The sequence below is a fragment of the Cupriavidus basilensis OR16 genome (assembly GCF_000243095.1).
Taxonomy (GTDB): domain Bacteria; phylum Pseudomonadota; class Gammaproteobacteria; order Burkholderiales; family Burkholderiaceae; genus Cupriavidus; species Cupriavidus basilensis_D.
In genome coordinates this window covers 143438-160830 of the sequence record NZ_AHJE01000044.1, presented here as the reverse complement: position 1 = coordinate 160830, position 17393 = coordinate 143438, and the positions used below count along the sequence as shown (strand labels likewise).

Annotated in this window: 15 protein-coding genes; 12 read left to right on the top strand and 3 right to left on the bottom strand. The window is 62.4% G+C overall.

Annotated features, from left to right (window positions below; genetic code table 11):
• The first annotated feature begins 4 nt into the window (after positions 1-4).
• The 6 genes from OR16_RS16950 to OR16_RS16925 all read left to right on the top strand — a co-directional run bounded on the left by OR16_RS16950 (position 5) and on the right by OR16_RS16925 (position 6355).
• Positions 5-3109 carry an efflux RND transporter permease subunit gene (locus OR16_RS16950; RefSeq protein WP_006159167.1) on the top strand — a complete coding sequence of 1035 codons (3105 nt, stop codon included), beginning with the start codon at positions 5-7 and terminating at the stop codon, positions 3107-3109.
• A 443-nt stretch (positions 3110-3552) separates the two neighbouring features.
• A complete protein-coding gene (locus OR16_RS16945; RefSeq protein WP_006159166.1) occupies positions 3553-3873 on the top strand; it encodes a hypothetical protein in 321 nt (106 codons plus the stop codon).
• Between the two features lie 89 nt (positions 3874-3962).
• On the top strand, positions 3963-4229 hold the full coding sequence (locus OR16_RS16940; RefSeq protein ID WP_006159165.1) for a PepSY domain-containing protein: 267 nt from the start codon (positions 3963-3965) through the stop codon (positions 4227-4229).
• A gap of 21 nt (positions 4230-4250) precedes the next feature.
• Complete coding sequence (locus tag OR16_RS16935) at positions 4251-4802, top strand: cytochrome b/b6 domain-containing protein (protein WP_006159164.1); 552 nt, start codon at positions 4251-4253, stop codon at positions 4800-4802.
• 273 nt (positions 4803-5075) lie between these two features.
• The gene (locus tag OR16_RS16930; RefSeq protein WP_006159163.1) at positions 5076-5765 is read left to right on the top strand and encodes an ArsR/SmtB family transcription factor; all 690 of its coding nucleotides are present in this window, start codon (positions 5076-5078) and stop codon (positions 5763-5765) included.
• An 80-nt stretch (positions 5766-5845) separates the two neighbouring features.
• Positions 5846-6355 (top strand): DUF6630 family protein, encoded by a 510-nt coding sequence (locus OR16_RS16925; RefSeq protein WP_006159162.1) that lies wholly within the window; start codon positions 5846-5848, stop codon positions 6353-6355.
• A 15-nt stretch (positions 6356-6370) separates the two neighbouring features.
• Here the strand turns inward: OR16_RS16925 and OR16_RS16920 are convergent, their stop codons facing one another.
• Entirely contained in the window at positions 6371-7306 is a 936-nt protein-coding gene (locus OR16_RS16920; protein ID WP_006159161.1) for a LysR family transcriptional regulator, read from the bottom strand.
• 227 nt (positions 7307-7533) lie between these two features.
• Here OR16_RS16920 and OR16_RS16915 point away from each other — a divergent pair, with 227 nt between their 5' ends.
• Together OR16_RS16915 and OR16_RS16910 are read left to right on the top strand one after the other, a co-directional pair.
• Positions 7534-8247, top strand: coding sequence for a TetR/AcrR family transcriptional regulator (locus OR16_RS16915; protein ID WP_006159160.1), 714 nt, complete (start codon positions 7534-7536; stop codon positions 8245-8247).
• A 241-nt stretch (positions 8248-8488) separates the two neighbouring features.
• Positions 8489-9061: a hypothetical protein gene (locus OR16_RS16910; RefSeq protein WP_043420020.1), complete on the top strand. Its 573-nt coding sequence runs from the start codon at positions 8489-8491 to the stop codon at positions 9059-9061.
• A 131-nt stretch (positions 9062-9192) separates the two neighbouring features.
• Here OR16_RS16910 and OR16_RS16905 read toward each other — a convergent pair whose 3' ends face one another.
• Both OR16_RS16905 and OR16_RS16900 read right to left on the bottom strand, forming a co-directional pair.
• Positions 9193-12159 (bottom strand): ATP-binding protein, encoded by a 2967-nt coding sequence (locus OR16_RS16905; RefSeq protein WP_006159158.1) that lies wholly within the window; start codon positions 12157-12159, stop codon positions 9193-9195.
• Between the two features lie 97 nt (positions 12160-12256).
• Positions 12257-12922, bottom strand: a complete 666-nt coding sequence (locus OR16_RS16900) for a response regulator (RefSeq protein ID WP_006159157.1) — start codon at positions 12920-12922, stop codon at positions 12257-12259.
• Between the two features lie 645 nt (positions 12923-13567).
• Between OR16_RS16900 and OR16_RS16895 the strand changes: the two genes are divergently transcribed.
• The 4 genes from OR16_RS16895 (at position 13568) to OR16_RS16880 (ending at position 17231) form a co-directional block, all read left to right on the top strand.
• The gene (locus tag OR16_RS16895; protein ID WP_158001365.1) at positions 13568-14509 is read left to right on the top strand and encodes an EAL domain-containing protein; all 942 of its coding nucleotides are present in this window, start codon (positions 13568-13570) and stop codon (positions 14507-14509) included.
• Positions 14510-14944: 435 nt separating this feature from the next.
• Positions 14945-15592, top strand: a complete 648-nt coding sequence (locus tag OR16_RS40465) for a response regulator transcription factor (RefSeq protein WP_043420018.1) — start codon at positions 14945-14947, stop codon at positions 15590-15592.
• A gap of 212 nt (positions 15593-15804) precedes the next feature.
• Positions 15805-16356 (top strand): fimbrial protein, encoded by a 552-nt coding sequence (locus OR16_RS16885; RefSeq protein ID WP_006159154.1) that lies wholly within the window; start codon positions 15805-15807, stop codon positions 16354-16356.
• 113 nt (positions 16357-16469) lie between these two features.
• Positions 16470-17231: a fimbria/pilus periplasmic chaperone gene (locus OR16_RS16880; RefSeq protein ID WP_006159153.1), complete on the top strand. Its 762-nt coding sequence runs from the start codon at positions 16470-16472 to the stop codon at positions 17229-17231.
• Positions 17232-17393: the final 162 nt, after the last annotated feature.

The window sequence follows — 17393 nt, the reverse complement described above, 5'->3', positions numbered from 1 at the left end:
CCAGATGCTTACTTCCATTGCCGACTTCTCGGTCCGCCTTCGCGGTGTCATCTTTGCGCTCGCCTGCTTGCTCCTGGGCTACGGCACCTATGCCTTGTTCCAGAGCAAGCTCGACGTCTTTCCGGAATTCACGCCACCGCTCGTTACCGTCCAGACGGAAGCCCCCGGGCTCTCCGCGGAGCAAGTCGAACTGCTGGTCACACAGCGCGTTGAGAACGCCTTGGGCGGCTCGATTGGGCTCGAATCCATGCGGTCCCAATCGATACAGGGGGTATCGGTCGTTACCCTGACGTTCCATGGCCAGACCGATATCCGCCGCGCCCGGCAGTTGGTGGCGGAGCAGTTGGCGACCCTCACGGGCGAGCTACCGGCGGGAGTACGCGCGCCGAAAATGACCCCGCTGAGCTCGGCGACCAGCATTGTGCTTGGGATAGGACTGACGTCGGACACGCGTTCGCCGATGGAGCTGCGCACGTTCGCCGAATGGACGCTTAAACCCCGGCTGCTGAGCCGTGCCGGGGTCTCGGACGTGAGCATCTATGGCGGCGAAGTCAAGCAATACCAGGTACAGGTCGACCCGCAGAAACTGATTCGGCTTGGCCTATCCCTGCATGACGTGGTCAGCGCGACGCAACGCGCAACAGGCATCCGTGGCGCGGGCGTGCTTGAAACCCCGAACCAGCGCATCGTGCTCAATACCGTTGGCCAGACCACGGCCGCCGAGCAGTTGGGCCAGGTTGTCCTGCTGCAGAGGAACGGGGCCGTGGTCCGGCTCGCGGATGTCGGCGAGGTCGTACTTGGCCAGGAATTGCCGGTCAGCGGCGCCAACGTACAGGGCAAGCCAGGCGTGGTGCTGATGGTCAGCAACCAGTACGGCGCCGATACCATATCGGTGACCCGGAACGTAGAGGCAGCGCTGGAAACCTTGCAGCCGGTGCTGGCGGCCAATGGTATCCAGCTCCACGCTGACATCTTCAGGCCCGCCAATTTCATCGACGCCTCGACCGACCACTTGCGCACGGCGCTCGTGGTGGGGGCGGCGCTGGTGGTCAGCGTCCTATTCCTCTTTCTCTTCAACATACGCACCGCCTTCATCTCCGCCACCGCCATCCCGCTCTCGCTGCTCGCCGCCGTCGTGGTACTGCATCACTTCGGCGTTGCGCTGAACACGATGACGCTGGGAGGACTGGCCATCGCGCTTGGCGAGGTGGTGGACGATGCCATCATCGACGTCGAGAACATTTACCGTCGCCTGCGCGAAAACCGCCACTTGGCGACGCCGCTGCCCGCCATCAGGGTGGTCGTCAATGCATCCACCGAGGTGCGAAGCGCGGTGATATACGCAACATTTACCGTCGCCGCAGTCTTCTTGCCGGTGGTGAGCTTGTCCGGCGTTGCCGGCAGACTGTTCGCGCCACTCGGAATGGCCTATATCCTAGCCATCATGTCGTCGCTGGTGGTCGCACTCACGCTGACCCCGGCGCTGTGCTATGCATTGCTGGCCAACCGTACCAGCGACGCGGAGGAGCCCCGCGTCTACCTTTGGCTCAAGGCCCGTTACGCAGCCATCCTCACCCATGTTGAGCGGCACTGGGTTGCCGTGGTCGTGGCATTCTGCGGCCTGGTGCTGGCGACCCTGGCAACGCTTCCCTTCTTCAGCACGGAGTTTCTGCCGGAGCTGCGCGAAGGGCATTTCATCGCCCACATGCAGGCGGCACCGGGCACGTCATTGCAGGAATCGGTGCGTATCGGGGAACGCGTCAGTCATGCGCTACTGGAAGTGCCGAACATACGAAGCGTGGCACAACGGGTTGGACGAACCGCGCGCGGCATCGATGTCTTCGGCCCGCAATATAGCGAGTTCGAAATCGACCTCAAGCCTGGCTTGGATGCGGAGGCGCAGGAACAGACGCTGGCCGATTTGCGGGACAAGATGGCGGGCTTTCCCGGCTTGACCTTTGCGACCGAGACCTTTCTGACCGAACGCGTCCAGGAAACCATTTCCGGCTACACGGCACCGGTCATCGTCAACGTGTTCGGCAATGACCTCGATATCCTGGACGGCCTGGCGCGGCAGGTGTCGCGCGCGCTCAGTGCCGTCCCGGGGGCGGCTGGGGTGACGCTACAGTCGCCTCCCGAAATCCCCCAACTGACCATCCGTCTGCGGCAGGACCAGCTGACCCGCTGGGGCTTTGCGCCGCTGGACGTGATGGAAACCATCCAGACTGCTTACCAGAGCGCCGAAGTCGCCCAGGTCTATGAAGCAAGTGCCGTCTTCAATGTGGCCGTGGTGCTCGCCAGCGAAGCTCGCCGTACGCCGGCTCAGGTGGGCGAGTTGCCGCTGCGCAATGCCGATGGCGTCATGATGCCGCTAGGCCGCCTTGCGGACATCTCGCAAACGACGGGCCGCTACCTCATCCTGCACGATGGCGGCCAACGGTTGCAGACCGTGACCGCGCATCTCAACGGTCGTTCGCTCGGTCAGTTTGTCAGCGAGGCCCAGCGCCGCATTGCCGCGGACGTGAAGTTTCCGAAGGGCTATTACTTCGCCTTGTCGGGCGAGGCGCAGGCCCAAACGCAAGCACAGCGAGACTTGTTGGTCTATTTCGCCCTCGCGGCCGCCAGCATCGGCCTGCTCGTCTATCTGGCACTGCGCAGCTGGCGCGGCCTGGTCCTCGTCATGGCGAATCTGCCGTTCGCGCTGGTGGGCGGCGCGCTTACGGTATTTGCCACGGGCGGACTGCTGTCACTAGGGTCGATGGTCGGCTTTGTGACCCTGTTCGGTATTACATTGCGCAACTCAATCATGCTCATCTCCCATTACCAACATCTGGTGCGGGTCGAGGGCCACGCGTGGAATTTGGAGACGGCAACGTTGGGAGCGACTGAGCGGCTTGCGCCCATTCTTATGACAGCGCTCGTTACCGGGCTGGGCCTGTTACCACTGGCGCTCCAGTCCGGTGAGCCGGGTAACGAGGTCGAGGGGCCGATGGCGATTGTCATTCTGGGTGGCCTCTTCACCTCGACCGTGCTGAACCTGCTGGTATTGCCGACCCTGGCGCTTCGCTTCGGCAGATTTGAACCTAGCTCAATGAAAGCGACCGGCTGATTTCCCCCGAGATGCTGCGGGGCAATACAATTACGCCAACGAAAAGCTAGATATTTGAAATGAAGCGACTGCAATCATCGGAGCGCTCGGCGGCGCTCTCGCCGCCATCGACGGTGCGGCAGTCTCCTGCAGTATCCCAACGACTTGTCCGAACACCGCCTCGACGGAAGTTGGGCCGTAGCTTCGATGAGCCGCATCCTGACTGATGAAGCCGCTTTCCCCAACTGCTCACCCCCGCCTGCCGTCAATTGCCGTACAAGGAGACACACTGCCGGTGCCGACTCCCTGCGGACAGATTTGGATACAAAGTTCCGGGACGACTCCGTCAACGAGCATACCGCTCCTCTCGTTTCTGTTGACAACTGCCTCGGACTTTTCACGCCGGACCTTCCAAAGTCTCGGGTGCTATTCAAGTAGGCAGTATTCATCGAGGATACGTAACCATGAAAAAGGTTTTGTCGCTGGCCATCCTGGCGGCGGTCGCGGCCACTGCATCTGCCGGGGCACAGGCTCACGTGAATGTTGGTGTCGGCATCGGCGTCCCGCTACCCTTCATCGCTGCGCCCGTGTATGCCCCCGCTCCTGTCTACGCTCCGCCGCCAGTGGTCGTGGAGTCGCAACCTGTCATTGTTGCTCCCGGGTACTACGACGACTGGCGCGAGCGTGCATGGCGAGAACGCCAATGGCGCGAACAGCGCTGGAGAGAGCACGAGTGGAGAGAGCGGCACCGCGAATGGCATCACTGGCACGATGACGAGGACTGACCTAGGGATGCTGGGGGCAAATACGTATTGCGAATCATTATCGCCTCCGATATCCTACGCGGCCGTCCACATTGAACTGGAGACCTTCTATGCTGCGGATTGCCTTACTCGTCCTTGCGGGTGTGTTCTCTACCGGCGCTTTCGCCGGTGCCAAATGCGTCGCCCATCCTAAAGCCGAATGGATGAAAGAAGCCGATGCCAAGGCGAAGATTGAGGCGCAAGGCTACAACATCAAAAAATTCAAAGTGGATGGAAACTGCTTTGAAATCTATGGCACCACGAAAGAAGGCAAGAAGGCCGAGATTTACTACGACACCAAGACGCTGGATGTCGTGAAATCGGAAATCGAGAAATAACGGTAACCGATTGACCTCAACATGGTGACAAACACCGGGTCGGTACGCGTCTGGGATATCGTGGTTCGTCTGACCCATTGGAGCGTAGCGGCGCTTGTGTTGTGGAACCTGTTCGAGGACTCCGGCGGACCGCTGCATCGCGCCGCCGGATATGTTGCCACGGGCCTTGTCCTGTTTCGTATTCTCTGGGGCTTCATCGGCACTGAGCCCGCACGGTTTTCTACTTGGGTCCCTACGCCCTCCCGGGTCATCATAGAGCTCAAAGGAATAATTGCCCGCCGACCAACGCGGCATCTAAGTCATACACCGCTCGGTGCTTTGATGATGCTCACGATGTGGACGCTCATCCTTGCACTCGCGATAACGGGCTGGATGTCGAGGCTAGACGCGTTCTGGGGCGAGGACTGGCCGAGGGACATGCATGGGTTATTGGCGAATATCCTGATGATACTGATAGGGATACATGTCATTGCCGCCATTGCCACGGGCAAGGTTCACAATGAGAACCTCATCGCCGCCATGCTGACTGGTAACAAACGACAGGATGGGGACAGAGATGACGCCGCTCTGTAGGCTCGCGAACAACCCGCGTACCCGCACCGATTTTTGTTTGATACCCTCGTCAGGTAGGGGCAATTGCCTGGCGTGAACAGCAAGGTGTCGAACAGGCGACCGTGTTGGTCTTTCAGCTGCGGATAGCTGCTGCTCGCGACGGCCTTGTTAGGCAGTGGCTGGGCATGTGAAATGGCTTCGGCAATCCGCTGAAAGGACCTTATTCCCCGAGCTCCTCAACCATCGTCCGCCGACCGTCTATACTGCATTCGTTGCTTCACTGCGGAATGAACTATGGAATACGCTCCCAGCATCAGCCAGATGGCCGGCCTGCTTGCCGACCCGGGACGGGCCGCCATGTTGTGGGCACTGATGGACGGCAGCGCCCGCCCGGCGGGCGAGCTTGCGGCCATTGCCGGATTGTCGGCATCGTCCACCAGCGGCCACCTTGCACGCCTCAGTGAGGGCGGCCTGCTCGCCGTGCAAACGCGTGGGCGCAATCGCTACTACCGGCTTGCCACGCCGGAGATCGGCGTGGCCATCGAAGCGCTTGCCAGTGCGTCGCTGGCCAGCCAGCCGCCGCGCGTGCGCGCGGTGCCCGCGTCGCGTACCGCGCCGGCGGCCTTGCGCCAGGCGCGCACCTGCTATGACCACCTGGCGGGCGAGCTTGCGGTTTCCCTGTTCGAGCGGATGTCCCATGCCAGCTGGATCGTCGTGGACGGCACCGCGGTGGACCTCACCGACAGCGGCAGCGCGGGCATGGCGCAGCTTGGCGTGGACCTCGATCTCGCGCGCCGCAAGCGGCGCCAGTTTGCCTGCACCTGTCCCGACTGGAGCGAACGCAAGCCGCACCTTGGCGGCGCGCTCGGCGCGGCGCTGCTTGAGAGCATGATGGCCCACAGCTGGATCGAGCCCACGGCCACATCGCGCGCGCTGCGTGTGACGCCGCACGGGCAGCACGAGATCCTGCGCATTGCCGGCTGAGCGCCCGCTCACACCCGGACAACACCATTTGCCGTATTCAATGCGCCGAGCCGGCGCCGCACCGATGGAGGACTGATGCGATGAGCGATGCACTGAATGACGAGGCACGCGAGGCGCTCTGGCGCCTGATCGAGCTGATCGACCTCAACGATGCCGCCATGGTGGAGAAGCACCAGAAGCTGTTCGACGAAGCCCTCGCTAACTCGGACGATGCGGAGGCGGTCGACGGCCAGGAATTGCTCTGGATCCTGAAGGACGTGATCGACTGGGAAGCGGGCTTCTATGTGGACTGGAAGGATGCCGCGTCCTTCATCAGCTGCATGGACGAGCTTTGCGCCAGGCTAGACATCGAGCTGGACTGGGGTGTGGAAGATCCGCAGGACGAGGAGTTCCTGGAGAAGGCCAGCGTGCCGGAGCTGATGGAGCTGGCCGCCGAGCAGTTGCGGGTGGCCGGCATCACGCTCTGGAACTGGAATACCGACGGCGACGCTTACGCCGGATGGATCGCCCGCGGCGAAGACGACGAGGAGATGACCGGCGTGGCCGAAACGCTGGGCCTGGAGATAAGGACCGGGGACCAGCCGTATTGATCCGGCGCTGGCCGATCAGTCGGCCAGCCCTACCCCAACCGCGCCCTGCCGATCCGCGCTCGCGCTGCCCAGGGTCCGCTCCAGCACATCCAGGAAGGCCCTGACGCTGGCTGGCATCAGTTTGCGCGCGGGCATCAGCACAAACACCTTCAGCGGCGACGACGAATACGCCGGCAGCACCCGCACCAGCCGGCCCTGCTCCAGTTCATCCTGCGCATAGCGCGGCGACAGCCGCGCCACGCCCAGGCCGTCGGTCGCAGCTTTCAGGCGGATCTCCGCGCTCTGCGTGCGCATGCGCGGCTCCACCGCCATGCTGGCCACCTCCACCCCATCGCGCAGGAATTCCCAGCGCCGGTCCTCGGCGTCGCCCAGCATGGGCCAGCCGGCGAGCTCCTGCGGCGTGCGCGGCAAGCCGCGCGCGCGAATCAGCGATGGCGCGGCGAAGAACCCGCGCTCGATCCGCACCACGCGCTTGCTGGCAAAGGAGCTGTCGTGCAGGCCAGTGGTGGTCATCACAAAGGCCAGGTCGTAGCCCTGCTCGACCAGGTCGGGCTGCTCCCAGCTCACGTCGACCTCCACGCGCAACTGGGGGTGCAGGCGCAGCAGCAGCGTGAGGCTGGGCGAGATATGGAGGGAGCCCACCTCGTAGGGCGTGGAAATGCGCAGGGTCCCGCTGACCTCCTCGCTAACCGACACGGCCTCGGCGCTGATCTCGCGCAGCTCGTTAAAGAGGGGCGAGACCCGTTCGTAGAGGTGCTGGCCCCGCTCGGTCACCCGCACGCGGCGCGTGGTGCGCTCGAACAGGCGCACGCCTAGCTGCACCTCCAGCCGGGACACCGCCGCGCTGGCGGATGACTTGGGCACGTCGGCCAGTTCCGCCCCCTTGGTAAAACTGGCGCCCTCCACCACCCGGCAGAAAATCTCCCAGTCCCTCCATTCGATCGTCTTCATGCGCCATTCCCGTTGCCACCTTGCGCGCATCGTAAGCAGCGCGCGTCAGTGCTAGCGATTGTCCCACACAGCGAACAATGACGCGCCTGCGACTGCGACTAGCGGGCGGATTCGCCGCCAAATCTCGCCTTGACTATTTACGCTGTAAATCTACACTGTAAATCATAGTCGCGTAAGCGGATCGCGACATGCACCAACCAGCACACGCACGCATCGCACCACCAGACATGGCAAGAAACCTTACCCCGGAAGAGATCGACGCATTCAAGGCCCGCCTGTGCGCGGTAGCGGAGCGGCGCTTCGCCGAAGGCGGCGTAGCCAGCATGAGCATGCGCCAGCTCGCCGAGGAACTGGGCTGCAGCCCGATGACGCCCTACCGCTACTTCCAGGACAAGGAAGACATCCTGGCGGCGGTACGCGCGGCGGCGTTCGACCGCTTCGCGGCGGCGCTCGAGGCCGCAGGCGCCAGCGTTGCCGAGCCGCGCGAGCGCGCGCGCGCGGTGGGCGATGCATACCTCGCCTTTGCCTTCGCCGAGCCCAATGCCTACCGGCTGATGTTCGACATGACCCAGCCGGACGACGATCGCTATCCCGAACTGGAGCGAGCGGGCTCCCGCGCGCGCCGCACCATGAGCGCGCACCTGGAGACCATGGCCGAGCGCGGCCTGATCCACGGCGACCCGCAGGTGCTGAGCTATGTGATCTGGGCCTCGATCCACGGGCTGGTCATGCTGCACCTGGCCGGCAAGCTGCCCGGCGGCGAGGCGTTGCGCATCATCCACGCCGAGATGCTGCGGCTGCTGGCATCCGGCATGCGCGCGCCCATGCCCGACGCCAGTCACGAAGGCGGTCACGAGGACGGTCACAAGCCCAGCAACGGCCCCGCCCCCCCAGCCACGCCGAAGTCAACCCGGCAGCAGGCAAAAAGGGGCTCCCAATGAGCCAGCCGTTCCTGTCGACACCCTATCTCAGCGGCAACTTCGCCCCCATCCTGATGGAGTGCGACGCGCACTACCACGGGTTCATCGGTGACGGCATGGTGCACGCCTTCCAGGCAACTGCAGCGCCTCGCCGCGGACAGATCCGGCGCCAGGCGCAGCGTTGCCCCCCTATTCGCTCACATTCGTTCACACCAGACGGCACGACACGGATCGTGCCGCATCACGCCCCAAGGAGACCAGCATGGGAATGCTGACCGGATTTGCCCCTTTCCTCGCCTTCTTCATTGCCATGCGACTGGGGTCGCCACTGGCCGGACTCGGCGCGGCCTGCGCGGTCTCGCTGGTCATGTGCCTGCGCAACTGGCGGCGCGGAGAATCGCTAAAGGTGCTGGAGGTCGGCAGCCTTGCACTGTTCGCGGTGCTGGTGCTTTACACCGCGGTCTTCACGCCGCAGTGGACCGTAGCCACGGTGCGCCTCGCGGTGGACGCCGGCCTGTTCGCGATCGTGGCGATCTCGCTGGTCACCGGACGCCCGTTCACGCTGCAATATGCGCGCGAGCGGGTGCCGCAGGAATACTGGAATGCGCCGCGCTTCCTGGCGGTGAACCGCCACATCACGCTGGCGTGGGTCCTGGCGCTGGCTATCATGGTGGCCGCCGACGCGTCGGCGGAATATGTCAGCGCGATCCCGTTGTGGATCGATATCGCGGCCACGGTGGCCGCCTTCGCCGGGGCCGTGATCTTTACCGTGCGCTACCCGGCGGCTGTGCGGCGCGCGGCGCAAGCTGCCACCGCGGGCCAGACGCGGGCATAGGAACACGTGGAAACTTAGGAACAAGCGGTGGCGCCGGATGCCGTCGTGCCGGACAAGAGCTTCGGCTCCGCCTCCAGCGGCGCCCGGCTTCACTCCCCTCTCAGCATGAGGGGAGTGAAGCCGCCTTTGACTCAGGTACTCAAGGCGTCCAGAGCCTCCTCCATCTCCTGCTGCAACGCTGGCCAGAGCACCTGAAAGCTCTCAAGCCCCTCGCTGCGAACCAGGTGCTGCAGGCCGATGCATAGTTCCGCCAGGGTCGCATTTCCCACCAGTGCGAAGCCGCCGCTCAGCGAGTGCAGTGCATTGAGGACCGCGCCGGCGTCGTCCGCCTGCAAGGCATCTGCAATCGCCGCCTGCGAAGCCCGCGTGGCGGCATGCATCGCCTCGCACACCTGCGGGGTAATCTGCAAAGCCGCCGAAGTCGTGGCGCCATCGGGGTCCCCCGGCTCGCTTCTCCCGGCATGTGCCCGCAGAACACGCCCCAGCACCGCCAAGGACAACGGCTTGATCAGCACCGTGGGCATCGACGATTCCAGGTTGCCGGGCGACTTTTCCGGTGCGCTGTGCGCGCTCATTGCCACGACAGGCAAGGCCGGGTACTGCTGCCGGATAGCCGATGCCAGTGCATAGCCATCCATGACCGGCATGCCAATGTCCGTCAGCACGATGTCATGCTGCCGTTGCGCAAGTGCCTCCAGTGCCCTCTCGCCATTTTCGACAATCGTCGCTTCAAAGCCGAGTTGTTCGAGCTGGTCGGCCAGCATGATACGGGTTGCCGGGTGGTCTTCCGCGACGAGCACGCGGATGGGCGGCTCGCCATTGTTGGACACCACCGTCACCGCGCCTGGCACCGCCGAAGCCTTGCCGGACGTCGCGCCGCCATCCCGCGGCCCGCGGGCGGGCTGCTCCGTCCATTGCAATGGCCACCTGACCGTGAAGGTACTGCCCTGCCCCAGCGCGGTGTCGACCGAAAGCTGGCCTTGCACCGCGTCCACAATGCGCCGGCACAGCGGCAGCCCGAGGCCGGTACCACCGTAACGCCGATGGATGGAGCTGTCAGCCTGCGTATAAAGCGCGAACAATGTGGGGACAGCGGCCGGGTCCATGCCGATGCCGGTATCCGCGATCTCGATCTGCACTACGGGGGCGTCGTTGTCTTGCACCATGGTGGCGCGAATTGCCACATGGCCCGATTCGGTAAACTTGATCGCGTTGCCGACCAGGTTGGCGATCACTTGCCGGATCCGCGTCGGGTCGCCGAGGAAGCAGGCGGCGACGCCAGCAGAGGCTTCGCAAGTCAGCGCGAGGCCCTTGGCCTGCGCAAGCGGCGCGAAGGTGTCGCGCACGTCTTGCAGCAGTTGGTCGCAACGGAACGGGATGGACTCGAACGTCAACTGCCCCGCTTCGATCTTGGAAACGTCCAGCACGTCATTGATCAGGCGAAGCAGCGACGCGGACGAAGACTCGACAATCTCCAGCCTTCGCCGCTGGCCGGCAGGCAACGGCGAGTGCCGCATGAGTTCCAGGCTGCCGATCATGGCATTCAGCGGCGTACGGATCTCGTGGCTCATGGTGGCAAGGAACGTGGATTTCGCCTTGTTAGCCTGGTCAGCCGCCTGGCGCGCCTCCCTGAGCTTCTGCTCCGTTTTTTTCTGCGCGCTGATGTCATGCAACGCGCAAAGCACTGCCGCCGCCCCGCGATAGCTGACGTGGGTAAAGTTCACCAGCAGATGCGTCAAGTCCTGCGAGTCCGCGCCAAGGGTCAACTCCTGGCCAATCAATGGCCGGTTCCGGTCAGGAAGCGCTTGCGACGCGCGGCGATAGAGTTCCCACATGCGCTGGTTCAGCGGCGGCGCGCTGACCTGCCCGGCATAGCGGGCCATCACGTTGTTGGCCACGATCACGCGGCCATCTGCCTGCGCAAGCAGGCTAAGGCCCACGGGCGCGATATGGATCAGCGCGCGATTGAGCTTCTGGCTCTCCTTCAAGCGCACCGCGCGCCGATAGGCCGGGATGAGGATCTTGCGGCGATAGATGGCAATGCGAATCCACAGCAACAGCCATCCCACCACGCCAAGGCCGCCGATTGTCAGCAGGCGATACTTGAGGCCCGCCAGGATGGTGTAAGGGCTATAAGCGTAAATGAAGGTCCAGTCCGTCCCCGGAATGCGCTCGCTGATCTTGAAGACGCCATTCCTGAAGGTCTGCTGCACGCCCGGCCGCGCCGCGGCGACATGCGCGGCTGCCACACGCTCGATGAAGGCGCCCCGATCGCCGTCAGGCGTAAACAGTATCTTGCCTTGCCCATCGAGAATGGCGAACTCGCCCCCATCGAGCGGATTCTGCAGGCCATTCAGGAACCGGCCCGGACGCCTGTTGGCGACGATGATGCCAAGCGGCTTGCGATCGTTGTCGAACAGGAACTGTGCGAAGCGGACCATCAGCTCGCCCGAGAGCGGATCAAACCGCGGTGCCATCCAGATCACGTCTGCCGGCGTGGCTTCGGGATGGGCGGCAGCCGCCTGCACGAGGCTGACAACGTCTGGCCAGGCCGCCCTGAACAACCGGAGCGCATCGGGCAGCCGTGACGCCGGCACGGTGGAGCCGCTTCCCGAGCGGAGCAGCGTCGCCAGGAAATCCCCCTGTACTGAATAGAAATAGATGTTCGCGGAAACCTCGGGAGCGCGCGTCAGCACAACGCTGGAGTTGAGCTGTTTCTCGACCATTGCCAGCAGTGGCAGGAAGCTCGATGCGGGCTTGGCGTCGCTGACCTCGGTGGTCACGGCATAGGCCCGGTGGTGCGCATCCAAACTGACCGACAGTTCGCCGTTTTGCGCAAGGTACAGCGCACGCAAGGCTGCCGATGGCTGTGCCTGGCGATCCCACGCGCCTTCTGCATAGCCCATGCCCCGCTTCAGAATGGCGGCGGCCCCTGTCATGCTGACCAGGAGCCTGGATTCCTGCGTCAGGAAATTTGCGCGTTCTGCCGCATTGTAGTCACTGCCCGCCATCCACATGGCCAACGCCGAGCACAGCAGGATGAAAGCCGATAGCGCCGTGCCACCGCCGTACAGCAGGGTAAGCTGATACTGCCGCATCCACTCCGGATTGAATTCACGGCGGCCGCCCGCTTTGCCGGGCCCGACAAGGGGCTTCGGTTTCACGGCGAAACTGGCATCACTTGCCGCGCAAGCATCACGCTTGCTCCTGGCCGTCTTGCGGCGCCTGCTGCGTCTCGGTGCCGCTGTAACGGATCAGATCCGCATCGCGCGTAAGCCCGAGCTTTCGCATTGCCGCCACCTTTTGCGCGCTGATGGTCTGCTTGCTGCGATGCAGCTGGGTGGCAATCTCGCCCACCTTGTAGCCCGCCCGGAACAACCTCACGATCTCCGCCTCCCGCACACTCAGCTTGCGCGTTGTTCCCGAGGCTTCCTGATCGTCGAGCAAGGCCACGACGGTGGGCGACAAGTACTGGCCGCCGGTATGGGCGGCATGCACGGCGGTGACGATATGCGCCATTGCATCGGATTTGCTCAGGATGCAAGTCACGCCAAGCTTCTGGATCGCACCCAGCACCGCAGGATCGTCCACCATGGTGATGGTCACGATGCGGACCTCGGGATACCGCCGCAAGATCATCGAGATGAGTGCCTGCCCGTCGCCGTACTTACCGTCCGGCATGACATAGTCGAGTACCAGGACGTCGCACGGCTCCTGATCCAGGGCGTCAATCAGTTCCGTCGAACTCGAGGCTGTCCCCACTACCTCGATCCCGCTGGCCCCCCGCAGCGAATGGGCAATGCCAAGCAACGTGACAGGGTGGTCGTCCGCGACCATGACGCGCAAATGAAAGTCGTCCATTTACATTTAGCCAACGCTTGTAGAAATTTGCACAAGGCCCCGAGTGCGAATGGCAAATATCGCGAAGTCACCACAAACCGCGATTATCAGGCCACACAACGCCAAGGGTTCCAACCCAACCATCGAAGATGATTATGGAGCATATTTTTCGCGGCGATGCGTGAATCAAATCATGTAAATGGCGTCTGATCCCTGCAGATGGCTATTTTCTTGCCCACCGGGCATGGCTAGCGCGTCGCCATCCACTCGATTCGGACTCGTCCGATTCTTAAATGCCGGCCATCCTCGTATCCTGTCGGTATGAAAGGATTTCTCGATTCCCTCGCGCTTCATCAAGCCCAACCTCATGCCAATGCAATGAACCGTTGTGGTACGCGCGCCCACGCCAAGCCCTCGGGCTCGAGCAGCGCGCGCCGTCATCGCATCCTGGTCGTGGAAGAAAGTCCTCGGCACCTTTGCACCACGATGCAGATGTTCGCATGCCAGGGCCAACATCATGTCGAAGGCTATGTCGACGGAGCCAAAGCCTTGCGGCGCCTGGGCGAGTGCGCCTTCGACCTGGTCGTCACCGGCCTCAATGTAGCCGGCGTTGACGGCATCCAGATCATCCAGAGCCTGCCTGCGTCCGCGTGCGCACCGGCCCTGGTGATCACCAGTGCGGCACCGGGGCCGATACTGGTCGGCGCCCGCAAGGTGGCCGAATCGCTGGGCATCGCGGTGATGGCTACGTTGCCGAAGCCGCTCGCGCAGGACGGCGTGAATGCTGCGCTTGACGCGTATATCGAGAGTGTCAGGCGCGCACGTCCTGTCCGCCCAGGCAAGATCCAGGATTTTGACCGCGACACCCTGATCTGCGCCGTGGAAAACGGCGAACTGCAAGCCTGGTTCCAGCCCAAATACGCACTAGTCCAAGACCTGGGCCATGCGGCGGAGGCGTTGGTGCGTTGGGAACACCCGGAATTCGGCCTGCTGCTGCCCGGTGTTTTCCTGCCCGCCATCGAGCGTGAGGGACTTGAGGACCGCTTGCTGCAAACCATGCTGGCGCAGACACTAGCCGCGCAAAGACAGTGGCGCGAATCCGGCCACGATATTGCCGTCTCCGTGAACCTCACGACAAAGCTGCTCGATGACCCGGATCTTCCCGATCGATTGCAGGCGCAGGTGAAGGCATGCAACGGCGATCCAGGTCTTATCTGTTTCGAGTTGACCGAAGACACCATGGAAGCGCAGGAGAGCAACTACTACGCCGGCGCATGCCGATTGCGCATGCACGGCTTCGGCCTGGCGCAGGATGACTTCAGCAGCGGGTTCAGTTCGTTCTATCGACTGGTGGCGACGCCCTTCACGGAGCTGAAGCTGGATCGGTCCATGGTAAGGGACGCCATCATGATCGATGCCTTTCGCGCCGCCCTTTCGAGCGTGGTGCAGCTGGGGCGCGAAATGGGCCTGACCGTTGTCGCGGAAGGCGTGGAGACGGAAGCGGAACTGCGTATTGTTCAGGAATTCGGCTGCCACAGGGCGCAGGGCTATCTCATCTCGCCCGCGATCCAGCGAGATGCCATAGCACGCTTCTTTTCCGCAGGCTGATGCCCGCCTGTGGCTCTGGCGCTTGCCGCCGCCTTGCACGTTGAAGTAAAGCGGGTCGCCGCGATTCCCGACGACTCGTGGTCTGGGCCTCTCCCTTAGCGCCTTCGCTTTCGCATAGGCAACCGCACTCCCCTTCCTTTCCATGCTGCGTCGAGCCCGCAAGGATGGCACACCGCTCGAAGCTGATGGAACGGCGTGGCCGGCATCGCGGGACATGCCCGGGCGATCAGCGCGAATCGTGATCGCTGAAAGTTGAGCAAGAAAATGTTAACAATTCTAAAAACCTAGGACATGTCCTAGTTGCGAAGAGGAATTTCGTACTCGTCCGATTTTTTTGATAACGAAAATCGTTCATCATACATAGATCGCAAGCCCACATACCGACATCGACACAGGGGAAAACTATTTAATCTGCAAAAAGGCGCCAAGGTTAATATGCGTAAATTCAATATAGGCGTTGTTCTGGCCCACGACACCCCATTAGTTCTGGATGGCCTGAAATGCGCACTCAATTCAATTTCGAAGATAACCATCTTGGCTTCGTGTGAAACGTCGCCAGAACTCTTTAGTACATTATCCGGCACCCAATGTGACGTTGTTGTCACGAATTATTCCATCCGCGGAAACAGCTCTGGCGATGGACTGCACTACCTCTCTCGTCTTCGGCGTCTTCACCCAAAAGTGAAAGTGGTCGTCCTGACGAGCCACAAGCAGCCCGCCATTATCAAGTCGGTATTGTCCCTTGGTGTCTCGGGAATCCTGGCGCGGCATGACGATGCAGGTGAGGTAGTCACCGCGATACACGTCTGCGCTTCTGGCGGCGAATATGTTTCTCCCCAGGTCCGAGCGGCATTAGCCTGTTTTCAGGCCGATACCGAACAATCGCAACCGCTTTCTCCCCGTGAATCGGAGGTTATGCGCCTCTATATATCGGGGATGACCATCGGTGAAATCGCGGCCCTTCTCAAGAAGGGTAAGCAAACAATAAGCTGCCAGAAGATGAGCGCCATGCGAAAGCTCGGCATACGCAGCAATATCGACCTCATCAGATATGGCCTTGATATCAGTCATGGCCGGCATTGATGAATTGCAGTCGCGGCGGCCACCCGTCATCTTCTGGCTGCTTTCCCAAATGCTGGGGCATCCACAGCACCGGCTGTGAGTCCTGCTGTACCGAGATACTCCTCGTAAAGGGTGCGTAGTCTCGACCATGCCTGAATATAAAGCCATTCACTCGCAGGATCTGAGTGACTCTATATAAGGCGTTCTTTCCAACCTCTGAGAGGAAAATTTAAATGAAAACGAAAATCCTGGCAATCGCCCTCGCAACGGCAGGCCTGATGACCGCAGCCGGCTCGGCACAAGCCGCCGATGGCCAGATCGACTTCACCGGCAGCGTGATCGCCTCGACCTGCAAGATCAACGGCGGCACCAACAATCTGGCCGTGCCTATGCCGAGCGTGTCCACCAGCGCACTGTCCAAGGCCGGCGCCACCGGCGGCCGTACGCCTTTCGTCCTCAACTTGACGGGCTGCGCCGTCACCAAAGACGCCCCGACAAAGGTCTCCGTCTCCTTCGAAAACGGCCCGTCCGTCAACGTTGACACCGGCCGCCTGAAGCTGCAAGGCACCGATGCCGCGGAGAACGTGGAAATCGCCCTGCTCAACGATGCGTTCGCGCCGATCAAGGTGGGTGCGGCCACTGGCACCCAGAACTCGCAGGTCGTGACCATCGACGGCACGAGTGGTACTGCGAAGATGAGCTACGCCGCCGAATACATCGCAACCGGTGTGGCAACGGCGGGTAAGGCGAACTCGTTCGTGCAATACACGATGGTCTACCCCTAAGCGCAAAGCCGGATCCCTGGTTTCCGGGGATTGATCGTACCAGCTTTGCAAGCCGCCGGCCGGGAGCCGGCCGGCGGCTTGCGACAGGAGGTATCAACCCAAAGGACATTCATATGACATTCAACGTTCCGAAGTTATTGAAGGTGATGGCAATTGTGTCGGCATCGGTTGCGACCATGGCGAATGCAACGATCGTCATATCGGGCACGCGTCTCGTCTTTCCCGCCGAAGAGCGCGAGATGACCATCAAGCTCAACAACGATGGAAAACTCCCATCCCTGGTTCAGACCTGGATCGATACCGGAAAAGAAGACGAATCGCCGGAAAAGATCGAGGTACCGTTCACGCTCACGCCGACCATGTTCCGCGTCGAGCCGGGCAGAGGCCAGACCCTGCGCGTGATCCATACCAACGAGCCGATGGCGACTGACAAGGAATCGCTGTTCTGGCTCAACGTACTGGACGTCCCCCCGAAGCCCTCCGCCGAAGAAGAGGATCGCAACCGTCTTCAGGTTGCCTTTCGCACACGAATCAAACTGTTGTACCGGCCGGCCGGCTTGCCGGGCAAGGCTGAGGACGCCCCCGCACAGCTCAAATGGCACGTCGCCAGGGGCCCTGAAGATAACCAGTATGTCCTGAAGACCGTCAACCCGAGCCCTTATGTCGTCAGCCTCGGCAGCGTCCAGTTGAAGATGGGCGGAAAGACGTTCGATGCAGGCATGGGCTATGTGCTGCCCGGCGCGTCGCAGACCTTTACGGTCAACGGGCTGGCATCGATGCCCGCCGCGGATGCGACGGTCGAATACAGCAGCATCGACGATTGGGGCGGCGGCAGGAATACGGAACAGCCCGTCGCCATCGACCCACGGAACTAGCCCCCCCGCTTAGCGCGTCGTGACCAGCCTCACCGCTGGGCGAACAGACATCTCGCATGAGCAGGCGTCGCGCGCCCGTGCATCACGTACTTACGTCGGTCGGCAAGGTCGGACCGCAGATCCGATGTCGTGCTCCGCACAATGATCGTCTGATAATCTATT